Here is a 22,403-nt window from a genome sequence, read left to right as displayed (position 1 = left end):
TCGCCACGCTGAGGAGTCTGCATGTTTGATCTGATTATTCGGCGGGGCCGTCTCAGCGATGGCACCCTCAGTGATGTCGCCATTCACGACGGCAAAATTGCAGCCGTTGGCCTGGTCGCAGGTCCGGCGAAACATGAGTGGGATCTTGCCGGGCGTTACTGGCTGAGTGCGGGCTGGATTGACTCGCACGTTCACTGCTACCCAAAATCGCCGATTTACCATGATGAAGCCGATCGCATTGGTGTGGACACGGGCGTCACGACGGTGGTGGATGCGGGCAGTACCGGCGCAGATGATATCGATGATTTCTATCAACTCACCCGCAGCGCCAGCACCCGTGTTTATGCGCTGCTCAACATCGCCCGTAGTGGCATTCTGACGCAGAATGAACTGGCGGATATGGCGCGTATTGACGGGCCTGCGGTACGCGCAGCGGTACAGCGTCTGCCGGGTTTTATCCTGGGTTTGAAAGCCCGTATCAGCAGCAGTGTGGTGGAACAAAATGGTATCAAGCCGCTGGAACGTGCCAAAGCGATGCAGCAGGAGAACGGCCAACTGCCGCTCATGGTTCATATCGGTAACAACCCGCCGAATCTTGATGATATCGCCGATTTACTGACCTCCGGCGACATGATTACCCACTGCTACAACGGCAAACCGAATCGTATTCTCACGGCGGAAGGGCAGCTTCGCGCGTCGATTACCCGCGCGTTGCAGCGCGGTGTTCGGCTGGATGTTGGACATGGCTCTGCCAGCTTCAGTTTTGAGGTGGCACAGGTCGCCATCGGTCTGGGGATTTTACCGCACACCATCAGTTCGGATATCTACTGCCGCAACCGCCTCAATGGTCCGGTGTATACCCTGGCACATGTGATGTCCAAATTCTTAAACATCGGGATGACACTGCCACAGGTGATTGATTGCGTCACCTGCCATGCCGCCGATGGGCTGCGGCTTGAGGGTAAAGGACGGCTGGTGCCGGGACAGGATGCCGATCTGACCATTTTTGACGTGAAACAGGAAACCTGCCTGTTCAGTGATTCTGACGGACAAACGCTGTCTGGCGAAACACACCTGGTGCCGCTGGCTGCTGTGGTGGGCGGGCAGGCATTCGTGACTAACGAAGGGAAAAAACGTGATGACTTCAGTGTATGAAAAATATGGCTTAAAGCAGGTGATTAATGCCTCCGGCCGCATGACCATTCTCGGTGTGTCGACCCCGAGCGCGGATGTGGTGGAGACGGTAAATTATGGTCTGAATCACTACTTCGAAATGAAAGATCTGGTCAACAAAACCGGTGCTTACATTGCCGGCCTGTTGGGTTGTGAAGCGGCAGTTGTGGTCTCCTGCGCGTCAGCGGGTATTGCGCAATCTGTGGCGGCGGTGATCGTGAAAGATAACGACTGGCTGTTGGAAAACCTCCATGCCGCGCCGCTGACCGTGCCGCATGACATCGTGCTGCCAAAGGGCCATAACGTGAACTTCGGCGCGCCCGTGGGCACGATGGTCACACTGGGAGGTGGCCGCCTTGTGGAAGCAGGCTACGCCAACGAATGTTCGCCTGAACAGCTCTCGGCGGCCATCACGCCGCAAACAGCCGCCATTCTCTACATCAAATCGCACCACAGCGTGCAGAAAAGCCATCTCAGCGTCGAACAGGCGGCGGTAGTGGCCCGGAAACACGGCGTTCCACTGATCGTGGATGCTGCTGCCGAAGAAGACTTGCAGGCATATTACGCACTGGGGGCAGACCTGGTGATCTACAGCGGCGCCAAAGCGATTGAAGGGCCTACCAGCGGGCTGGTAACAGGAAAAACGCAGTACGTCGAATGGGTAAAACGTCAGTCGCAGGGCATTGGTCGCGCGATGAAAGTCGGCAAAGAGGGCATCCTTGGACTGACTCAGGCGATTGAAAATTTCCAGCGTCTGGAGAAAGTAACAGGGGCGCAGATGGTAGAAAAAATGACGCCATTTATCGACAACCTGAATCAGCTGTCCGGAATTCAGGCTCGCGTGGTGTGGGATGCGGCCGGGCGTGATATTGCCCGTGCTGAGATTCATTTTGACGAAGCGACTATCGGGCGTACTACGGGCGAAGTGGTCCAGGCACTTAAAACCGGCGATATCGCCATCTATTTCCGTGGCTACAAAGCTAACGAAGGGATTGTCGAAGTAGACGTGCGCAGCGTGTCTGCGGATCAGCTGCACACCATTTTTGTCTGTATTCAGACGCTGTTAATCAGGGAGAAACGCGCATGACGCTGACACCAAAATTTTACCGTGATCGGGTATGCCTGAATGTACTGGCCGGATCAAAACAGAACGCCCGTGATATCTGGGTGGCGGCCGAAGGCCACGTGCTGGTAGGCGTGCTGTCGAAAAACTATCTTGATGTCGCGACTGCCGTGGCGGACATGCGTGAGTATGCCGCGCTGATCGATAACGCGCTGTCCGTCGGTCTGGGTGCGGGCGACCCGAATCAGTCGCTGATGGTGAGTGCCATCTCCGCTGAAGTGCAGCCGCAGCATGTTAATCAAGTCTTTACCGGCGTCGGTACCAGCCGCGCGCTGCTGGGACAGGCACAGACCGTGGTGAATGGCCTGGTGTCGCCAACCGGCCAACCGGGAAAGGTGAAGATCTCTACCGGACCACTGAGTTCACAGAGGGCAGACGGGATTGTTCCGGTCGCCTCCGCGATTGCTATGCTGAAGGATATGGGCGGAAGCTCAGTGAAGTATTTCCCGATGGGCGGGCTGAAAGCTATCGACGAGTTTAAAGCGGTGGCAGAAGCCTGTGCAGAGCAGGATTTCTGGCTGGAACCCACGGGCGGTATTGATCTGGACAACTATGAGACGATTTTGCGTGTCGCGCTGGATGCCGGTGTCAGCAAAATTATTCCGCATATCTACAGCTCCATTATTGATAGCCCCACCGGGCTGACCCGTCCGGAAGATGTGGCAACACTGCTGGCATTAACCAAAAAGTTAGTGGATTAATCTCGTCCTTACACCCCGGCCTGTGCCGGGGTGTACTATTTTTTCTTCGAAAAATAAGTTAGTTTTCCTTTTGTTGAACAGCTTAAAAGTGGTGCCCCCGTGAGATTCCCTAACCAACGACTGGCTCAGTTGTTTGATTTGCTGCAAAACGAAACGCTGCCGCAGGATGAGCTGGCGCGACGTTTCGCTGTCTCGACACGCACGGTGCGTACCGATATCAATGTTCTCAATGAACTGCTGGCCGAGCATGGCGCCAGCCTGGTGCTGAATCGCGGTGCGGGTTATCAGCTAAAAATTGAGGATCTGCCGCGTTATACCGCATTGCTGCAGCAGTCACCTTCCCATCTGCGCGTTCCACGCACCTCACCGGAACGTGTGCACTACCTGCTCACGCGCTTTCTGACGTCGGCGTTTTCCCTGAAACTGGAAGATCTGGCCGATGAGTGGTTTGTCAGCCGTACCACACTGCAAAGTGATATGGCCGAAGTCAGAGAATGGCTGGCGCGCTATCAACTGGCGATTGAAACCAAACCACGCTACGGCATGAAGCTATTCGGGACGGAGGTAGCGATGCGCACCTGCCTGACGGACCTGCTGTATCAGATTGCACAGGAGGACATCGACAGCCCGCTGTTAAGGCTGGAGGCGTTGAACAGCGGTATGCTCGATACACTGCAACCGCTGCTGCAACAGTGTCTCTCCCGGTTTACGATTCGTCTGACCGATGAGGGTGAGTTTTATCTGCGCCTTTACTGTGCCGTGGCGGTGCGTCGAATTGGCGAAGGCTACCCGCTGACTGAATTCTCTGCAGAAGATGTTGATGGCGACGTGCGTGACGCGGCGCGCCATATCGTGAATCTGATGAGACCGATGACGGGTAAAGCGATCTCTCCGGCAGAAGAGGCCTTTTTGCGAGTGAATATCGCTGCCCGTCGGGTTGAGGACAGTGTGGCCAGCGTGATCAGCCCGGATGACGGTGACTCGCTGGTGGACTACATCCTGAGTTACATCAACACTCATTACAACTTCAACCTGCAAAACGATCCGCAACTCCATGCCGATCTTCTGACGCATATAAAAACGATGATCACCCGTGTGCGTTACCAGATCCAGATCCCTAACCCATTGTTGTCGAATATTAAACAGCACTATCCAATGGCCTGGGATGTAACGCTGGCGGCAGTCTCCAGCTGGGGGAAATATTCACCGTATATCATCAGTGAAAATGAGATCGGCTTCCTGGTGCTGCATATTGGCGTTGGGCTGGAACGCCACTACAACGTGGGCTATCAGCGCCATCCGCAGATCCTGCTGGTGTGCGATACCGGCAACTCCACCGTGCGTATGATCGAAGCCATGCTGCTGCGGAAATATCCACAAATCGTTGTGAGTAACACCCTCTCGCTGCGTGAATATGAATTGAAAGAGAACGTGGAGGAAGACTTTGTGATCTCCACGGTACGCCTCAGCGATAAAGATAAGCCGATTGTGGTGATGTCACCGTTTCCTACTGACTACCAGCTTGAACAGATTGGCAAGCTGGTGCTGCTCGATCGCACCCGGCCTTATATGCTGGAGCGATTCTTTGATGCCAGCCACTTTCTTATTCTTGACCGCCCGATGGATCGTTCTGAGCTGTTCCGCCAGTTATGCGATCGGCTGGAAGAAGAAGGGAGAGTGGATGAGACGTTTTACCCATCAGTGGAGGAGCGTGAAGCGATTGTCAGTACCATGCTGGGTGAGGGGATTGCGTTGCCGCACTCGCTTGGATTGCTGGCGAAGAAAACCTGCGTTTACACGGTGCTTGCTCCCGAGGGCATTGCCTGGGGCGATGAAACCGCCTACGTGATTTTCCTGCTGGCGATCAGCAAAACAGAGTATGAAGAGGCGATGGCCATTTACGACCTGTTTGTGACTTTTATGCGCGAGCGGGCGATGACACGACTTCGGGATAGCAAAGACTTTGCCAGTTTCAAAGCGGTAGCGATGGACTGCTTAAGCAGGTTGTAATGCGGTGGGAGCGGGTCGGGCATGCCCGCCCCCTACGAATATCAACGCGGATGGCGCAGGCCTTGTGGCGACCTCTACGAATACCAACGCGGATGGTGCTGGTTTTGTGGCGCCCCCTACGAATATCAACGCGGATGGTGCTGGTTTTGTGGCGACCATTACGAATACCAACGCGGATTACTGTTTAGTACGGGTCAGGCATGCCTGACCCTTTCCAGCATGCTTATTTCAGAATTGTAAACGCGGTGGTGACGTGGGTCACGCCGCTCACCCGGCTGGCGATATCTGCCGCCGCTTTTGCTTCCGAATCGGTCACCAGACCCAGCAGGAACACTTCGCCGTTCTCGGTAGTCACTTTCACGTTTGAGGATTTCACCTGATCGCTACCCAGCAACTGGGAGCGCACTTTGGTGGTGATCCAGGTATCTGAAGATGCCGTGCCAAAGCTCACCTTGCTACCGGTGCGGATCTCGTTATACACCTCGGTTGCACCATCAACACCGACGGCGATCTGTTTCGCGCGTGATGCCAGGTCGCTGCTCGGTGCCTGACCCGTCAGCAGCACTTTGCCCTGATAGGCGGTGGCAACAATGTGAGTGTTTTGTTTAATCTGTTCGTCTTTGGATAACGCGTTGGTCACACGAAGTTCTAAGGTGCCATCATCCACCTGAGTTCCTACGGAACGGGGATCGGTTGCACCTTTCGTGGCGACCGCCGCAGTGCCGACAACCGCAGCCACACAGCCCTGTAACATCAACGCGGTAAGGATAACTGCACATGCAGATAATGCCTTCATTTAAGCTCCTTTAAACATCCTGGTGGGGAAACAAAGTGTTATCTATTAAATCGCACAGACAATTCACGGTTAACATATGCATTTCCTGAATTCTCGCGCTGCGATGCGAGGGGATACGAATCTCCACATCCTGTGGTCCCAGCAGACCGGCGAGTTCACCGCCGTCGTAGCCGGTCAGCGCAATAATCGTCATATCACGCGTGACCGCTGCCTCTACGGCTTTGACAATATCACGGCTGTTGCCGCGGGTTGATATGGCCAACAAAATATCACCAGCGTGGCCCAACGCGCGCACCTGCTTCGCATAAATCTCTTCGTGCAGGCGATCATTACCAATCGCTGTCAGCAGCACATTATCAGCGCTAAGGGCGATGGCAGGCAGGCTCGGACGCTCAGTTTCAAAACGGTTGATCATGCTGGCAGCAAAATGCTGGGCATTGGCGCTGGAGGTTCCGTTGCCACAGCTCAGGATTTTGTTGCCATTCAGCAGCGACTGCACCATGGTCATCGCCGCGCGTGCTATGGCATCCGGCAGCGCTTCTGCCGCTGCGATTTGCGTTTGAATACTTTCGGTAAAACAGACTTTAATTCTTTCCAGCACGTCATTCACCTGGTTAGTTTAGCCTTTTAAAACAGGCTCTTATTCTGCTGTAAATGCATCAGGTAACCATTCTACCTGTTCGCCGGTGATCGCGACCACATCAAAACGACAGTCCGTCGTGTCGAAGCTCTGTCCACGACTGTTGAGCCACAGCGCGGCGGCGCGCAACAGCTTTTGCTGTTTACTGCGCGTAATACTGGCTGCTGCGCCGCCAAAACGGTCGTTGCGACGATAGCGCACTTCAACAAAAACCCACACCTGCTTATCGCGCATAATCAGGTCGATTTCGCCTGCACGGTAACGCACATTCGCAGCGACAAAACGCAAACCTGATGTTTGCAGCAGGTGGCGGGCCTGACGTTCACTGGCCGCCCCCTGCTGTTGTCGACTCAGTTGGCCGGGACGATTTGACCCTGACGATACTGGCTCCACACTAACTTCCTGTTAATGACGCAGTCCTGATTTGCACTCAGATTGCCAGTATCACCTTTGATCTGGAAACCTGGCAGTGAGCGCATCTCGTTGAAATGATTCGCCAACGTCCAGGCATCAATGCCCATCGCATACAGACGAACCAGTGAATAATCATTGTTAAACGACTTCGCCGCCTGCTGCATCAGTGCTGGATTCGCACCAGACAGAAGCGGGATATCGCTAAACTGTAAGCCGTCCAGCTCCAGACGATAGTCCGGGCCTGCACCTGCCTGATAGCTGCGCGAACTGGCATACAGACCCACATTATCACGGCTGCTCACACGCATGGAGATCATCGGCTTAATCAGCGTCAGCTCATCCTGAGTGGCGACAATATACACTGAATCCACACTGCCGTTGCTGCTGCTGACCTGGGCATCGGTCATCGGTGCCGGGATGTTCAGGCCACCAATGGTTATACCCGTTGCTGCCGCAGGCTGTACGGTGATCGGCGTGCCGCTCAAGCGGATACCTGCGCCACTGTTAATACCCTGTTTCAGTTCTGTTTTTGAACCAAACTGCTGCTGCAATACCGTGCCACCGCCCAGTTTCTGCCACTCGGCAGCAAAGGATTTGTTCACGCGGTCCCCTAACGAGCTGCGTGGTACCAGCAGCAGCGGGGTACGTTTGCCCTGGTCCCACATATGATGCGCGGCATCACGGGCTTCGTCTTCAGGAGAAAGCGCAAAATAGCAAAGATTCGGACGGTTCTGGACGGACTCTGGCTCATTCAGGGCCAAAACGTTCAGTGATGTCTGGCTGTTAGCCAACTGTTCAACGTGATTTTTCAGCAGCGGACCGACTACCAGCGTTGCGCCATCATTCTTCGCCTGGGTGAGGATCTGTTCGATGGGCTGGGTGCTGGTGTCATACACCTGAATCTGAGTGCTGCTTGACGGTGCGGCTGTTTCTACGCTGTTGGCCGGGGCCGATTGCGGTTGAACGTCAGCAGGCTGGGCCGCGGTTGCGTCGGCAGACGGGCTGACCACCGTATCCGGTGTGGCCTGCACTGCTTCAGGAGCCTGCACCGGAGCGGCAACCGCTGGGGCACTGCCCTGAGCCAGCACGCCATTTTTCGCGTCGTTAAACCCTTTCTGAATGGCGTTAGCAAACACTTGTGCCTGGCCACTGAGTGGCAGAAGCAGGGCGATTTTACCGGTGGACGCTGGCTGGAAGTTCTGTACCTGCGTCAGCGCCGTTGGCAGCATTTTGGCCGCAGGATTATAAGGATAACGCGTTTGCCAGTCACTGATACCTGCTTTCAGCATATCCGGGTCGCTGGCGTTCGCACGGTACACGCCGAGCAGATCTAACCAGCCTTGCAACACATTTTCATTGGCGTTGATGGCCAGATTGTTCATCTGATCTGGCGTCATTTGCGTCAGTGTTTGCCAGGTGGCATCGATATTCTTCTGTTTGTCGGCCGGATTTGTCAGTAGCGGTTCCTGAGCAATCCAGGCGCGCAGCACATCCAGCGAAGGGCGACCCTGGCTGGCGGCAATCTGCAACTGGAAGTAACGCACCTGCTGATCCTGCGACAGGGCGCTGGTATCAATCTGCTTCAGTTTCTCAGTCGCATCAGGCAGGTTTTGCTGTGCCACACTCAGCTGTGCCTGAAGCAGCAGCAGCTCCTGACGCCGGGTCGCGTTAAGATCCTGAGGGATTTGCGTCAGCTGATCGTTGGCCTGAGGAACCTTCCCTTCGTTCAACAACGCTCTGATTGCAAGTAATTGCCAGTCAACCTTGTTATCATCTGAGCTTTGCTGCACCTGCTGCAGATAATAGTCAGAGGTGCCCGTGGCGGCCCCCTGTACATTCGCCTGAGGCGTTTGCGGAGCCTGGCCGGTACAACCGGCAAAAATCAGGGCGGCCAGCAGCAGCGGCATGGTGCGTACTGCTTTGCAGTGAACTACTTTCGAAGGAAGCATACTGTATCCAGTGATGTTTTTTTCAAGATGCTCAATATTAAATCGGCAATTCGGATCAAACAATGAAACAACACGATCGGGCAGATATTTCTGCCAGCACGCTCTATATCGTTCCAACCCCCATCGGTAACCTGGGCGATATCACCCAGCGGGCACTGAAGGTGCTTGCGAGCGTCGATCTGATCGCTGCGGAAGATACACGTCATACCGGGCTGTTGCTACAACATTTCGCCATCAATGCGCGGCTCTTCGCACTGCATGATCATAATGAACAGCAGAAAGCCGAGGTGTTGCTGGAGAAGCTGCGCGAAGGTCAAAGCATAGCGTTAGTTTCCGATGCTGGCACGCCGTTAATTAATGATCCCGGCTATCACCTGGTGCGCTTGTGCCGCGAGTCGGGCATCCGTGTGGTGCCATTACCCGGTGCCTGCGCGGCGATCGCCGCATTAAGCGCTGCCGGATTACCGTCCGATCGTTTCTGCTACGAAGGGTTTCTGCCCGCGAAAAGTAAAGGGCGCTGCGACACGTTACGTGCGCTCGAGCAGGAACCGCGGACCATTATTTTCTACGAGTCCACGCATCGCCTGTTGGACAGCCTGCAAGATATGGTCACCGTGCTGGGCCCGGATCGCTATGTCGTGCTGGCCCGTGAAATTACCAAAACCTGGGAGTCGATCTTTGGCGCGCCAGTGGGTGAACTGCTGGCGTGGGTGCTGGAAGACGAAAACCGCCGTAAAGGGGAGATGGTGCTGATTGTTGAAGGTTATCATGCGGTTGAAGAGGCATTGCCAGTGGAAGCTCTGCGTACCCTGGCGCTGCTCCAGGCCGAATTACCGCTGAAGAAAGCCGCTGCACTTACCGCCGAAATCCACGGTGTGAAGAAAAATGCACTTTATAAGCATGCGCTGGAGCAGCAGGGTGAGTGACAAGCCGTAGAAAACCCTATACACTGCGCGCCGAAGCTGACCAGACAGTCGCCGCTTTGTTGCCGTCCTCCTTCGGGGGAGACAGACAGAGGGGAGGAAAGTCCGGGCTCCATAGGGCAGGGTGCCAGGTAACGCCTGGGGGGCGCAAGCCCACGACCAGTGCAACAGAGAGCAAACCGCCGATGGCCCACGTAAGTGGGATCAGGTAAGGGTGAAAGGGTGCGGTAAGAGCGCACCGCGCGGCTGGCAACAGTTCGTGGCACGGTAAACTCCACCCGGAGCAAGGCCAAATAGGGGTTCACCAGGTACGGCCCGTACTGAACCCGGGTAGGCTGCTTGAGCCAGTGAGCGATTGCTGGCCTAGATGAATGACTGTCCACGACAGAACCCGGCTTACCGGTCAGCTTCGAACTCATTCAGGAAAAACCCCGCTTCGGCGGGGTTTTTGCTTTTAGAGCGCTCAACGGCGAGATGAATGACTGTCCACGACACTCTCTATGACAGGAAGGCGGCTTACCGGTCAGCTTCGAACTCATTCAGGAAAAACCCCGCTTCGGCGGGGTTTTTGCTTTTATAGCGCTTAACGGCGAGATGCATGACTGTCCACGACACTCTTCATAAGAGAATGCGGCTTGTCGTTCAGCATCGAACCATTCAGGAAAACCCCGCTTCGGCGGGGTTTTTGCTTTTACGCCCCCCTACGATGTCTTGCCCGGTGCCCATTACTCTGCCCGCCCTTGACGCATGACAAGGCAGCCTCGCTGCCTGCCTCTTTATAATCAGTGCCGTTTTGTCTCTCACTGGTGCGACCTATGGCTTATCAGCTCAATCTAAACTGGCCCGAGTTTTTAGAGAAATACTGGCAAAAACAGCCTGTTGTTTTAAAAAATGCGTTCCCACACTTTGTCGATCCGATTACGCCAGATGAACTGGCCGGCCTGGCGATGGAGCCGGAAGTCGACAGCCGCCTTGTCAGTTATACCGATGGTCAGTGGCAGGCCAGCAATGGGCCTTTTGAACACTTTGATGGCCTGGGTGAAAGCGGCTGGTCGCTGCTGGCGCAGGCGGTAAACCACTGGCACGCGCACGCAGCCGAGCTGGTGCGTCCGTTCCGCGTATTGCCGGACTGGCGTTTAGACGATCTGATGATCTCTTATTCCGTACCGGGGGGCGGTGTCGGGCCACATATCGATCAATACGATGTCTTTATCATCCAGGGAATGGGCCGCCGTCGCTGGCGTGTTGGGGATAAACTGCCGCTGAAGCAGTTCTGCCCACACCCTGCGCTGTTACATGTGGAGCCTTTCACACCCATCATCGATCACGAGCTGGCACCAGGTGACATTCTGTATATCCCACCGGGCTTCCCACATGACGGTTTCACCTTCGAAACCGCACTGAACTATTCTGTCGGTTTCCGCGGGCCTAATGGCCGCGATCTCATCAGTAGCTTTGCGGACTATGCGCTGGAAAACGATCTCGGTGGTGAGCATTACAGCGATGCTGATTTAACCTGCCGCGAACATCCTGGGCGGGTCGAAGAGTATGAGCTGGATCGTTTGCGCGCGATGATGATCGAGGTGATCAATCAGCCCGCAGACTTTAAGCAGTGGTTTGGCCGTTTCGCCACCACGCCGCGTCACGAGCTGGATATCGCGCCCGCCGAGCCCGCTTATGAACCGGATGAAATTGCTGAGGCTCTGCTAAGTGGTGACATGCTGACCCGCCTGAGTGGGTTAAGGGTGCTGCAAGTGGGTGAGCATTTCTTTATTAACAGCGAACGGCTGGAGACGGTCGATACACAAGCCGCTGATGTGCTGTGCCGCTACACCGTGCTCGGTAAAAACGAGCTGGGTGACGCGCTGCACAATCCGGTTTTTGTGGCTGAGCTCACCGCGCTGGTGAATCAGGGCTACTGGTACTTTGACTGCTGACACACTGTCAGAGCACCAGGAGGGCGCTGAACCGGCAGAGTGCAGCAATCGGGGCGAGATTACACCGGGAGATCGATAACCAGCGCCCGCAATGGCGTTTTTGCCGTCAGCGTCACGCTCTGTTCTTCGTGCAGGAACGCACCGTCACCACAGGTCAGAGCCTCCTGCTGCTGCGAATGCGCCATGGCCTTCAGCGATCCGTGAATCGATTGCAGATAGGCGCGCGTGCCGTTCAGCGGCAGGCTGTAGCTCTCGCCCGGTTCCAGCACCACCTGATGGATCCACACCTGCTGGCGCAGTTGCAGGCTGCCTGCGCTGCCGTCCGGTGAGGCCAGCAGCGTATAACGCTGATGTTCAGACACCGGCATCCGTTGCACTGATGCATTTTCCCGCTGCGGGCAGGCATCCAGCCACAGCTGCATACGCGTCAGGCTATGTTCTTTACTGATATTATGTTCTGAATAGCTCACTCCCGGCTGCGTGGCCAGCAACAAGGCTTCCCCGGCCTGTGCCTGCACGTGATTTCCCTCGCTGTCGCGATATTCTGCTGCACCCTGCAAAATCAGGTTCAGCACATCGACCTTCGGATACGTTCTGGGTTGGAAGGAAGCCCCTGGTGCCAGCACTTCCTGATTGAGTACGCGCAACGATGCGTAGCCAAGCAGTTTGGGATCAAAATAGTGACCAAAGGAGAAGGTATAGCGCGCCTGCAGCCAGCCGTAATCGGCTTTGCCACACTGTTGAGCGGTTCGACTGGTTATCATAGCGTTCTCCTTATCGGCCAGAGAGATCCCGACCGTTTATTATCCTGTTATGGTAAGTTTCTGGACGCCGGATTGTTAGCCAGTTAATCTGCTGGCAATATTCAAATTTCCTGACAGAGAATCACTATGGCCAAAGATCGCGCTCTGACGCTGGAAGCGCTGCGGGTAATGGATGCTATCGATCGTCGTGGTAGCTTTGCTGCCGCTGCGGATGAGCTGGGCCGTGTGCCTTCCGCTCTGAGCTATACCATGCAGAAGCTGGAAGAAGAACTGGATGTCGTGCTGTTTGACCGCTCAGGCCATCGCACCAAATTTACCAATGTCGGACGTATGCTGCTGGAGCGCGGTCGTGTGCTGCTGGAAGCGGCCGACAAGCTGACCACGGATGCGGAAGCGCTGGCACGCGGTTGGGAAACCCACCTGACGATTGCCACCGAAGCGCTGGTCTCCACTGAACTGTTGTTTCCACTGGTCGGGAAGCTGGCCGATAAAGCCAACACCCAGGTGTCGCTGATGACCGAAGTCCTGGCCGGGGCATGGGAGCGTCTGGAGCAGGGGCGAGCCGATATTGTGATTGCCCCGGATATGCATTTCCGCGCCTCGTCAGAGATCAACACTCGCAAACTCTACACGCTGATGAGCGTCTATGTGGCCAGCCCGGAACACCCGATCCATCTGGAACCCGAACCGCTTTCGGAAACCACGCGCGTAAAATATCGCGGCATTGCGGTGGCGGATACCGCGCGTGAGCGCCCGGTATTGACGGTGACCCTGCTCGACAAACAGCAGCGTCTGACGGTCAGCACCATTGAAGATAAGCACCGTGCGTTGTTGGCGGGCTTAGGTGTCGGCACCATGCCGTATCCTATGGTGGAAAAAGACATCGCGGAAGGAAGGCTACGCGTGGTCAGCCCGGAATATACTCGTGAAGTGGATATTATTATGGCCTGGCGGCGCGACAGCATGGGCGAAGCAAAGTCCTGGTGCCTGCGGGAGATCCCGAAACTTCTGGCGAAACGCCAGGGGTAGCCACCCGCAGTATCAACGGCAGGCTATTGAGCGGTATTTGTTTCCTGTGAATGCTCAATGTTGTTGAAGGTTGAAAAGGTCTGATAATAATAATGGCCCACAAAAGCCACATAACAGAGCATTACCACTGCCAGGCAGATTGCGATAGGTTTGATCATAGCTCCATCCCCATATTGATTTCGTTTTAGGTGTTTACGTCAGTAAAGATACGTAAGCCCTCAACGCGGGAATTTGTGCCAGATCAATAAAGGGTGCGGAACTTCCAGGGCGAGTGAAAATTCGCCCTGGATGCTAAAGATCAGCCGAAATGTCGGTCACGGCCATGAGGCTGATCCCAGTCGAATGCAGGACCCAGCGAGATCACGCCGCTGGGATTGATGGTCTTGTGGCTGCAGTAGTAATGATGGCGAATATGCTCGAGGTTAACTGTCTCCGCCAGACCGGGTGTCTGCCAGAGGTCGCGCAGAAAACCGTTCAGGTTCAGGTAGTCACTAATACGATGGCGATCGCACTTGAAGTGAGTGACATACACCGGATCAAAACGCACCAGCGTGGTCCACAGGCGGATATCAGCTTCGGTGAGTCGTTCACCGCTCAGGTAGCGATGCTTGCCCAGCAGTGACTCAAGACGGTCAAGTGAGGAGAACAGCGCGGTGACCGCTTCATCATAGGCTGCCTGACTGGTGGCAAACCCTGACTTATAGACGCCGTTGTTCACCGTGTCATAGATCCAGCCGTTCAACGCATTAATCTCTTCATGCAGATCCTGCGGATAATAATCCCCGGCGCGCGCGCCCACACCGTCAAACGCACTGTTCAGCATACGGATAATATCGGCAGATTCGTTACTGACAATCGTGTGCTGATGCTTATCCCACAGCACCGGAACGGTCACACGGCCGCTGTACTGCGGATCGGCATGCAGGTAGAGTTGATAAAGATATTCGTTCTGATACAGGCTGTCGCCGGTAGCAGCAGGGAAATCTTCATCAAAGGTCCAGCCGTTTTCCAGCATCAGGGGATGCACAACAGAGACGGTAATCATCTCCTCAAGCCCTTTCAGCTGGCGCATAATGAGCGTGCGGTGTGCCCAGGGACAGGCAAGAGAAACATACAGATGATAGCGGCCCGCCTCAGCACGAAAACCCGCTTTGCCACTCGGACCGGCTTCACCGTCGGCGGTGACCCAGTTGCGAAAAGCCGATTCGGAGCGTTTAAAACGGCCTCCTGTGGCTTTAGTGTCATACCACTGATCGTGCCAGACTCCCTCAATCAGTTGTCCCATGTTCTGTTCTCCTGTCCTTAAAATGAAAAGGGGCGAGGATATGATCCTCACCCCCCGATAAATCAGTATAGCTAACTTACCACTTCTTACCCAGCAGACGGTCAATGCTCAGAGCACCCGGGCCGGTGATAGCCAGCAGCAGGAAACCACCTGCAATGCTGATATTTTTCAAGAACATGGTTGAACCATCTACAGCAAAGTTACTGTGCGCCAGGATAGCGGTCAGCACGGTAAAGATGGCGGTAATCAGCGCGGTGGTACGGGTGAAGAAACCGAACATAATTGCCAGACCGCCGCCGAATTCGAGCAGTACGGTCAGTGGCACGAAGAGGGCCGGAATACCCATTGACGCCATAAACTGCTGCGTACCTTCGTAGTTGGTCAGTTTACCCCAGCCTGCGACAACGAACAGCGCGGCCATCAGGATGCGAGCAATAACAACACCGGTATCTTCTAATTTTTTCATGATTAACCCCAAACAAGAATTTGTGGTCGTGCAAGCTGGCCCGACCGTATTTTACTCAGGCCTGACGCGTCTTAAGCGCTCAGTGCCGTTCGTTGCTGGAGATAATAGTCGGGTAAGGAAAACATTGTAAGCGAGATAATCTGTCGAAGATGTTCAAGAAATCTGGGGGTTGTTTAAGCCGCAAGTCAATGCGGCTTTATCATGCAGAAGATTAACGGCGAGGCAGATAATTACGCACCATGCGCCAGGTGCTCCAGGCGCCCAATCCGCGTCTGGCCCAGCGGCCCATAAAGCGCGGATTACGCACGGACCAGATAGCCATCACACCGCTGCCAACGGTCAGCCAGCGTTTGGCGCTGAGAAGCGCCAGAAAACCGTGATCGTAGCGTGCAGTTGTGTCCAGCCAGGCTTTACGCCCGGCACTGAGATCCAGCCGTTGTTGCTGGATTTCGCGTAACAGTTCCGCTTTGCGTAAATCGAGCTTACGGCTCATTTACTCATCCTCCAGCAGCTTGCGGTCTTCCGACAGCTCCTTGCGGGTGGCGCTCAGTAGCGTAGAACGGCGCGATTTCGCCAGTGTCCACAGGCCAAAAATCAGCGCCAGCGCGAACAATACACCGGTGGTAATCGCAATCGCCATCAAACGATACTGAGCATCGACTGCCCAGATAATCAGCACCATCAGGCTCATCAGTCCGAAGGCAGTGAACAGCATCGTCAGGCCAACCATCAACAGCATTTGAATCAGGTTGGCTTTTTCAGCTTCCAGCTCCACCACTGCCAGCCGGACACGCGTTTCCACCATCCCGACCAGGGTAGTGACAATGCGTTGCCCGATATTAATGACCCCTTTGCCGGGGCCGTGGCTTTGCTGATGCTCTGCCATATTAACGACGGGTCAGCAGAACGCCCAGTACCACGCCAACGGCGGCGCCAATACCGACGCTGGTCCACGGATTGTCGCGTACATAGACGTCGGCACGATCGGCCGCTTCACGGGTGGTCTGGGCAATGCGGTCACCGGAGTCACCCAGGCGCGCGCGGGTATCTTTCAGCGCGCTTTGCGCTTTGCTGCGCAGTTTATCCAGCTCGGTTTTCGATTTCTCACCGGAAGTGGTTAACACTTCTTCCAGGGTATCAGCCAGGTTTTTCAGCTCGGCGCGCAGATGTTCTGATGTGGTGTCTTTAGACATTGAAAACTCCTTAAATTTAGTTTTAATGACGTTGGCAGCTTTTAGCCTTAATACGGCGCAGCCTGCACTTCCTTCAGCTCTTGTTGGGCTTCAGCCAGTTTCTTTTCGCGTTTGGCAATTTTGTCGCGGTCGTTACCTTCCGCTTTTTCCTGCTTGAGTTCTTGTTCCCGCTCGGTCACTTTTTTCTCGTGCTCTTTAATCTTTTCCTGATGCGCTTCTTTCAGTCCTGCATCGCTGCAGTTAGCACGTGTTTCGGTTAACGCCCGCTCCAGGCCGTTCACCCGACGTTGATTGTCGTGCTTCTGTGCAATATCGATTTCGTGCTGAATAGCGCGTTCTTTCTGCTGACAGAGCGTGTCTGCCTGAGCGAAAGTAGCCAGGGTAAGCAGACTGATGCCGAAAAAAATCTGATGTTTCATGGTGATCGTGACCTTCCTTTGCGTGGATATCAGGTTAGAGATATCGTAATCCTGGAACGGGTGTGAAGCTTTTTACTGCTTATGAAGCATAGACAGAAAACAGAGAAAGCTCAAAAAGAGAGAATATTCTTAGAGATAGCCCCGCCTTAAGGAAGGGCTGGCAAATCACTGTTAGCCAACAGACTGAGGGCTAAGGCTGATGCGGTTTATCCAGTTTGATGCGCCATGGTTTTCCTGGCGCGCAATATCAAAGCCATGAGGCAGCAGCTTGCGCAGCACTTTTTCGGCCGCATCACTTTGCTCTAATGAGTCAAATTTTATCACCAGAGAATTTTGCTCCGGCGTAATACTTTTAATATGTATGCCCTGAGCGCTCAGCGTCTGGTAGACGTAAAACCCATCGGGCAGGCTGATCCCCTGGCGAGAAGCGCGGATTTGTAAGGCACTTTCACTGCGGAACAAAGCGGGCATAAATGCCAGCGCCAGCAGCGCAAGGGTGGCCAGTGCGACCAGAGGAATAAGCCGCAACGTGCGCGTGGATAACTTCATAAATCCAGGCATCATGAGTTTCCTTTCTCATTCGTCGACTGTTTTTTTCGCCACAGAACATACAGCGAGCCAAACAGGCCGAATACCAGTAATACCAGGGGTAGTAGCATCAGACAAAACATCATCTGATCTTCGTATTTGAGGAAAATAGGGGTTTTACCCAGTGCGTAACCGATGACGGTCAGAATCAGCACCCAAAGCAGTGCGCTCATCCAGTTAAAAAACTGGAAACGGGCATTGCTCAGGCCGGAAAGCCCCGCAATAGTGGGCAGTAGCGTGCGGACAAAGGCAATAAAGCGACCAACCAACAGCGCGGAAAGTCCGTGGCGGTGAAACATCTGGTGGGCGCGCTGGTGATACTGCGCGGGCAAATGCGACAGCCATTTCTGCACGGTGACCGTATTACCCAGCCATCGTCCCTGGATGTAGCTGACCCAGCAGCCAAGGCTGGCGGCGGTGGTCAGTACACAAACGGTCAGCGCGAAATTCATTGTCCCTTTAGCAATCAGCACGCCGACCAGAATCAGCAGGCTGTCGCCGGGCAGAAAGGCGGCGGGAAGCAGGCCGTTTTCCAGGAACAAAATCATAAACAAGATAAAATAGATGGCCCATACCAGCGTGGGATCCGCCAGGGTGGCGTAATCTTGCTGCCAGAGGGCGTGCACCAGGGATTTGAAAATATCCATTAGTCGTCCTGAACGTCATAGTTGGCTCGTTTCACGGTTTTTTGCACACTTAATTGATTGTTTTATCGGTGCGTTTTAGCCAGTTAACGAGCGGCTGAACAGCTTCGCGGGTGAATATCACAGCTTGTTCTTACCCACGCAGGAAGGATAAAAATAAGCAAACAATTGTAACAAAATTACGTTAGCCTGGACAGGAAGAAACACAAGTCCAACGATGTTTTACCGTTGGAACAGGCTGTCTGAAAGGAGTTTTACACAGGCTGACACTATTGACCGTATTTTGACTCAATGAGTTCCTTCAGCCTGAATGAAGAGTGCTATTTTTCGTCGTTCGAGACGGTATCTGGCATCACGACAGGATTTTCCGCAAACATATAGCGGTCAACGTTGAATTCAAAGTCATCGGTTGTGGCGTGGAACAACATCTGTTTGGTGTTTTCAAGATGCTGCCACATGGCCAGTTTGCTGGCGGCCGGATCTTTACGCATCAGGGCTTTAAGAATGGTGTCATGGTCTTCACACCAGCTCTCAATCGATTTATCGTCGATATGTTCATGCAGTTTGAGCCAGTAAGGGTTATGCAGTCGGTGCAACCACATTTTTTCCACTATCGCCGCCAGTGCGCTGTTCTGCGTCGACAGTGCGATCTGTACGTGGAATTTCATGTCCCACTCGGAATCGCGGAAGCGGTCTTCTTTGCGCGCCTGCGTCTGGATTTCCATTAATTGCAGGATATCCTGGCGTGTCACCTGGGTGGCGGCGAACTCGGCAACATTGCTTTCAATTAACTGGCGGGCCTGCAACAGTTCAAACGGACCAAAATTGGCGAATTCTAACTGGCTGCTGGTGGTAACGCGGTTCTGCTGGCGCTGAGAGATAACGTGAATGCCGGAACCTTTACGCACTTCGACGTAACCTTCCACCTCCAGCATGATGATGGCTTCACGCACCACGGTGCGGCTGACGCCCATCTCTTCGGCGATAAAGCGTTCCGCGGGCAGCTTATCACCCACCTGATAAATATCCTGCTCAAGGCGGCGCTTCAGCTCGGCAGCAAGTTGTTGATAAAGGCGGCGCGATTCTGTTAATTCCATGCTCCAGACTCCCGTTGAGCACACTCTGAGAATGGAATTTGTTATACCACTTTTACCTGTAACGGGTCGACTGAAAAGAAAGTCGAGTCCGTGCGCTATTCGGTGCCTGGCCGGGCGGCCCCTCTTTTACGGTCCGCCCGTCCTGTCACAGGTAGCATTACCCCTAATGCTGCGTCACTACCCCCATCATTTTTTCCTTTTTCTCCTGCTCAAGCTCAGAAATCGGTTTGTTTTTCAGCAGGGTCCAGATAGCCACCGCGCCTAACAAATCAAACACCGCCAGTGCGGCAAACAGTGGGCTGAAGCCCATGGTATCGGCCAGCGCCCCAACCACCAGTGCAAACATAGTACTGGCTGTCCAGGCCGCCATCCCGGTCAGGCCGTTGGCGGTCGCCACTTCATTACGGCCGAAAACGTCAGAAGAGAGGGTGATCAGAGAGCCGGACAGTGCCTGATGGGCAAACCCGCCCACGCACAGCAGAGCGATGGCCGCATACGGGCTGGTAAACAGGCCGATGGTGCCGGGGCCAATCATCAGTACGGCACCCATGGTCACCACCAGCTTGCGGGAGACAATCAGGTTAACGCCAAACACACGCTGGAAGAACGGAGGCAGATAACCGCCGACAATACAGCCGAGATCGGCAAACAGCATCGGCATCCAGGCGAACATCGCAATCTCTTTCAGATTGAAGCCGTAAGCCTTAAACATAAACAGCGGGATCCAGGCGTTAAAAGTGCCCCAGGCGGGCTCCGCCAGAAAGCGTGGCAGGGCGATACCCCAGAACTGGCGGTTACGGACGATCTGCCAGGCGGACATTTTCTTGCCGTTATTCGTCTGGTGTTGAGCTTCCTGCCCGGAAAGAATGTATTCGCGTTCTTCAGGATCGAGTTTTTTCTGATCCTTAGGATGTTTGTAGAACACCAGCCAGCACAGCGCCCAGATCATGCTCAGGATGCCGGTGATAATAAAAGCCATCTGCCAACTGTGTGCGACAATCGCCCACACCACCAACGGTGGCGCCAGCATGGCCCCGATCGACGACCCCACATTGAAATACCCTACGGCTATCGAGCGTTCTTTGGCCGGGAACCACTCGCTACTGGCCTTGAGTCCTGCCGGGATCATTGCTGCTTCAGCGGCACCCACTGCACCACGAGCAATCGCCAGCCCGCCCCAGCTTCCCGCCAGCGCGGTCGCGGCACAGAATATCGCCCAGAGAATGGCAAACATGGCATAGCCGATTTTGGTGCCCAGCACATCCAGAATGTAGCCTGCTACGGGCTGCATAATGGTGTAACAGGCCGAATAGGCCGCCACGATGTAGGAATACTGCTGCGTGGTGATATGCAGCTCTGTTTCCAGCGTGGGGGCGGCAACTGCAATAGCATTACGCGTCAGGTAACCCAGTATGGTACCAACGGTCACCAGACCGATCATGTACCAGCGTAACCCTTTAATTTTACGCATTTAAAACCTCTTCCCGTCATTATTATTGATGCCTCGTCACGGACGGGCACCTTGTCTCGGCGGAACGGCTTGATAGTGACTCACCCGCCCTGTCTTCAAACGATAACCTTGCCTGCTTAATCTCAACCGCCGCCACGATAACTTGTCATACAGATTTAAAAGTTGAGAGCCATCACAAAAACCATTTTTGCAATGGGGGATAATAAAAGGGCTTTAAAGACAGATGGATAGCGCTTAATGACGTGAGTGAGAGGATAATTCACCCATAAATAGTGGTGTTTTTGTGATCGGGTTCTCACTATTATTCCAGCGCTAATCACAATTGGTATGATAACTTTGTTGGCATTGAGACGATGCAGGAGAGACCGTATGTCACGCTTTATGAGTGAAGACTTTTTACTGGACAGTGAGTTTGCCCGCAGGCTTTACCATGATTACGCTGCCGACCAGCCCATCTTCGATTATCACTGCCATCTGCCTCCGCAGCAGATAGCCGAAAACTACCGTTTTAACAATCTGTATGACATCTGGCTGAAAGGCGATCACTACAAGTGGCGGGCGATGCGTGCCAACGGCGTGCCGGAAGCGCTTTGTACCGGCGATGCCAGCGATCGTGCAAAATTTGATGCCTGGGCGCGGACGGTGCCGGATACCATCGGTAACCCTCTGTACCACTGGACGCACCTTGAACTGCGCCGTCCGTTTGGCATCACCGATACGCTGCTGTCACCCGCCACGGCCGACACGATATGGCACCAGTGTAACGAGATGCTGGCGCAGGATGCGTTTAGCGCCCGCGGCATCATGCAGCAGATGAACGTCAAAATGGTTGGCACCACGGACGATCCGGTGGACGACCTGCGTCATCATCGTGCACTGGCGGTGGAGGGCAGCTTCACTACGAAAGTGCTGCCAAGCTGGCGGCCGGATAAAGCCTTCAATATTGAAGCGGAAGGATTCGTCGACTATCTGCAAACGCTTTCTGCGGTGGCGAATGTCGATATCACCCGTTTTGATGACCTGCGGCGTGCGCTGAACGTGCGGCTTGACCACTTTGCGGCCCACGGCTGCAAGGTGTCGGACCATGCGCTGGACGTGGTGCTGTACGGCGAAGCGGATGACGCCACGCTGGATACTATCCTGGCGCGTCGCCTGACGGGAATCCTGCCTCAGGAGAGCGAGGTGGCGCAGTTTAAAACCGCGGTGCTGGTGTGGCTGGGCGGGGAATATGCCAAACGTGGCTGGGTGCAGCAGTATCACATAGGCGCGCTGCGCAATAACAACCGCCGTCAGTTACTCCTGCTGGGGCCGGACGTAGGGTTTGATTCGATCAACGACCGTCCGCTGGCTGAACCGCTGTCGCGCTTGCTGGATGCGCAGAACCGGGACAACGCGCTGCCAAAAACCATCCTCTACTGCCTGAACCCGCGCGATAACGAAGTGCTGGCGACGATGGCCGGAAATTTCCAGGGCGAAGGGCAGCCCGGGAAGATGCAGTTCGGTTCGGCGTGGTGGTTTAACGACCAGAAGGATGGCATGGAGCGCCAGATGACCCAACTGGCACAAATGGGGCTGTTAAGCCGCTTTGTCGGCATGCTGACCGACAGCCGCAGTTTCCTCTCCTATACCCGCCATGAATACTTCCGTCGTCTGCTGTGCCAGATGATCGGGCGCTGGGTGGAAAAAGGCGAAGCGCCGGGCGATATCGCGCTGCTGGGCGACATGGTGCAGAACATTTGCTTTAACAATGCCCGCGACTACTTCGCGATTGAGCTGTAAGA

Annotated in this window: 23 protein-coding genes and 1 other RNA gene; 9 read left to right on the top strand and 15 right to left on the bottom strand. The window is 54.6% G+C overall.

Translation table 11 applies throughout. The features are described from left to right. Window positions 1-21 precede the first annotated feature (21 nt). The 4 genes from HHI26_RS14445 to HHI26_RS14430 all read left to right on the top strand — a co-directional run bounded on the left by HHI26_RS14445 (window position 22) and on the right by HHI26_RS14430 (window position 5,007). On the top strand, window positions 22-1,155 hold the full coding sequence (locus tag HHI26_RS14445; RefSeq protein WP_171149279.1) for an amidohydrolase/deacetylase family metallohydrolase: 1,134 nt from the start codon (window positions 22-24) through the stop codon (window positions 1,153-1,155). Then, window positions 1,139-2,260, top strand: coding sequence for a DgaE family pyridoxal phosphate-dependent ammonia lyase (locus HHI26_RS14440; protein WP_171149278.1), 1,122 nt, complete (start codon window positions 1,139-1,141; stop codon window positions 2,258-2,260). Before HHI26_RS14445 ends, HHI26_RS14440 begins: the two co-directional genes overlap by 17 nt. After that, on the top strand, window positions 2,257-2,997 hold the full coding sequence (locus HHI26_RS14435) for a KDGP aldolase family protein (protein WP_133842514.1): 741 nt from the start codon (window positions 2,257-2,259) through the stop codon (window positions 2,995-2,997). Before HHI26_RS14440 ends, HHI26_RS14435 begins: the two co-directional genes overlap by 4 nt. Window positions 2,998-3,096: 99 nt before the next feature. Beyond that, a complete protein-coding gene (locus tag HHI26_RS14430; RefSeq protein WP_171149277.1) occupies window positions 3,097-5,007 on the top strand; it encodes a BglG family transcription antiterminator in 1,911 nt (636 codons plus the stop codon). Between the two features lie 223 nt (window positions 5,008-5,230). Here HHI26_RS14430 and dolP read toward each other — a convergent pair whose 3' ends face one another. The 4 genes from dolP to HHI26_RS14410 are packed head-to-tail and all read right to left on the bottom strand — an operon-like array spanning window position 5,231 to window position 8,806. Further along, window positions 5,231-5,803 carry a division/outer membrane stress-associated lipid-binding lipoprotein gene (dolP, locus tag HHI26_RS14425; RefSeq protein ID WP_133842512.1) on the bottom strand — a complete coding sequence of 191 codons (573 nt, stop codon included), beginning with the start codon at window positions 5,801-5,803 and terminating at the stop codon, window positions 5,231-5,233. 10 nt (window positions 5,804-5,813) lie between these two features. Then, the gene (gene diaA, locus HHI26_RS14420) at window positions 5,814-6,404 is read right to left on the bottom strand and encodes a DnaA initiator-associating protein DiaA (RefSeq protein ID WP_133842511.1); all 591 of its coding nucleotides are present in this window, start codon (window positions 6,402-6,404) and stop codon (window positions 5,814-5,816) included. Between the two features lie 39 nt (window positions 6,405-6,443). Next, on the bottom strand, window positions 6,444-6,836 hold the full coding sequence (locus HHI26_RS14415) for a YraN family protein (protein ID WP_133842510.1): 393 nt from the start codon (window positions 6,834-6,836) through the stop codon (window positions 6,444-6,446). Further along, window positions 6,794-8,806: a penicillin-binding protein activator gene (locus tag HHI26_RS14410; RefSeq protein ID WP_171149276.1), complete on the bottom strand. Its 2,013-nt coding sequence runs from the start codon at window positions 8,804-8,806 to the stop codon at window positions 6,794-6,796. The genes HHI26_RS14415 and HHI26_RS14410 overlap by 43 nt, the downstream gene beginning before the upstream one ends. Window positions 8,807-8,868: 62 nt before the next feature. Here HHI26_RS14410 and rsmI point away from each other — a divergent pair, with 62 nt between their 5' ends. From rsmI to HHI26_RS14395, 3 genes are all read left to right on the top strand, one after another. Further along, window positions 8,869-9,732 (top strand): 16S rRNA (cytidine(1402)-2'-O)-methyltransferase, encoded by an 864-nt coding sequence (gene rsmI, locus HHI26_RS14405; RefSeq protein ID WP_133842508.1) that lies wholly within the window; start codon window positions 8,869-8,871, stop codon window positions 9,730-9,732. Window positions 9,733-9,764: 32 nt separating this feature from the next. After that, window positions 9,765-10,144, top strand: an RNA gene (gene rnpB, locus HHI26_RS14400) — RNase P RNA component class A. Window positions 10,145-10,544: 400 nt separating this feature from the next. Further along, window positions 10,545-11,666: a cupin domain-containing protein gene (locus HHI26_RS14395; RefSeq protein WP_171149275.1), complete on the top strand. Its 1,122-nt coding sequence runs from the start codon at window positions 10,545-10,547 to the stop codon at window positions 11,664-11,666. A gap of 59 nt (window positions 11,667-11,725) precedes the next feature. On the opposite strand, the gene HHI26_RS14390 is transcribed toward HHI26_RS14395, so the two are convergent. Continuing rightward, on the bottom strand, window positions 11,726-12,430 hold the full coding sequence (locus HHI26_RS14390) for a pirin family protein (RefSeq protein WP_159336814.1): 705 nt from the start codon (window positions 12,428-12,430) through the stop codon (window positions 11,726-11,728). A 126-nt stretch (window positions 12,431-12,556) separates the two neighbouring features. Here HHI26_RS14390 and HHI26_RS14385 point away from each other — a divergent pair, with 126 nt between their 5' ends. Continuing rightward, a complete protein-coding gene (locus tag HHI26_RS14385; RefSeq protein WP_133842505.1) occupies window positions 12,557-13,459 on the top strand; it encodes a LysR family transcriptional regulator in 903 nt (300 codons plus the stop codon). A gap of 298 nt (window positions 13,460-13,757) precedes the next feature. Here HHI26_RS14385 and HHI26_RS14380 read toward each other — a convergent pair whose 3' ends face one another. The 10 genes from HHI26_RS14380 to HHI26_RS14335 form a co-directional block, all read right to left on the bottom strand. Then, the gene (locus tag HHI26_RS14380) at window positions 13,758-14,744 is read right to left on the bottom strand and encodes a glutathione S-transferase family protein (protein ID WP_133842504.1); all 987 of its coding nucleotides are present in this window, start codon (window positions 14,742-14,744) and stop codon (window positions 13,758-13,760) included. Window positions 14,745-14,820: 76 nt separating this feature from the next. Then, window positions 14,821-15,210, bottom strand: a complete 390-nt coding sequence (locus HHI26_RS14375) for a DoxX family protein (protein ID WP_133842503.1) — start codon at window positions 15,208-15,210, stop codon at window positions 14,821-14,823. Window positions 15,211-15,421: 211 nt separating this feature from the next. Next, window positions 15,422-15,703: a YqjK-like family protein gene (locus tag HHI26_RS14370; RefSeq protein ID WP_133842502.1), complete on the bottom strand. Its 282-nt coding sequence runs from the start codon at window positions 15,701-15,703 to the stop codon at window positions 15,422-15,424. Continuing rightward, on the bottom strand, window positions 15,704-16,096 hold the full coding sequence (locus HHI26_RS14365; protein WP_133842501.1) for a phage holin family protein: 393 nt from the start codon (window positions 16,094-16,096) through the stop codon (window positions 15,704-15,706). Between the two features lies 1 nt (window position 16,097). Then, entirely contained in the window at window positions 16,098-16,403 is a 306-nt protein-coding gene (locus HHI26_RS14360; RefSeq protein WP_133842500.1) for a YqjD family protein, read from the bottom strand. 47 nt (window positions 16,404-16,450) lie between these two features. Further along, the gene (locus HHI26_RS14355; RefSeq protein WP_171149274.1) at window positions 16,451-16,822 is read right to left on the bottom strand and encodes a DUF1090 domain-containing protein; all 372 of its coding nucleotides are present in this window, start codon (window positions 16,820-16,822) and stop codon (window positions 16,451-16,453) included. Between the two features lie 171 nt (window positions 16,823-16,993). Continuing rightward, a complete protein-coding gene (mzrA, locus tag HHI26_RS14350; RefSeq protein WP_133842740.1) occupies window positions 16,994-17,383 on the bottom strand; it encodes an EnvZ/OmpR regulon moderator MzrA in 390 nt (129 codons plus the stop codon). Next, on the bottom strand, window positions 17,383-18,057 hold the full coding sequence (locus tag HHI26_RS14345) for a DedA family protein (protein ID WP_133842498.1): 675 nt from the start codon (window positions 18,055-18,057) through the stop codon (window positions 17,383-17,385). Before HHI26_RS14345 ends, mzrA begins: the two co-directional genes overlap by 1 nt. A 317-nt stretch (window positions 18,058-18,374) precedes the next feature. After that, entirely contained in the window at window positions 18,375-19,151 is a 777-nt protein-coding gene (exuR, locus tag HHI26_RS14340) for a transcriptional regulator ExuR (RefSeq protein WP_133842497.1), read from the bottom strand. Window positions 19,152-19,314: 163 nt separating this feature from the next. Then, window positions 19,315-20,622, bottom strand: a complete 1,308-nt coding sequence (locus HHI26_RS14335; protein WP_133842496.1) for an MFS transporter — start codon at window positions 20,620-20,622, stop codon at window positions 19,315-19,317. Window positions 20,623-20,991: 369 nt separating this feature from the next. Between HHI26_RS14335 and uxaC the strand changes: the two genes are divergently transcribed. Further along, entirely contained in the window at window positions 20,992-22,401 is a 1,410-nt protein-coding gene (uxaC, locus tag HHI26_RS14330) for a glucuronate isomerase (protein ID WP_171149273.1), read from the top strand. The last annotated feature ends 2 nt before the right edge of the window (window positions 22,402-22,403 follow it).

It is taken from the genome of Erwinia sp. JH02, assembly GCF_013074405.1.
In the GTDB taxonomy this organism is placed as follows: domain Bacteria; phylum Pseudomonadota; class Gammaproteobacteria; order Enterobacterales; family Enterobacteriaceae; genus Erwinia; species Erwinia rhapontici.
The sequence above is the reverse complement of the archived record's forward strand: the minus strand, read 5'-3'. Positions and strand labels throughout refer to the sequence as shown.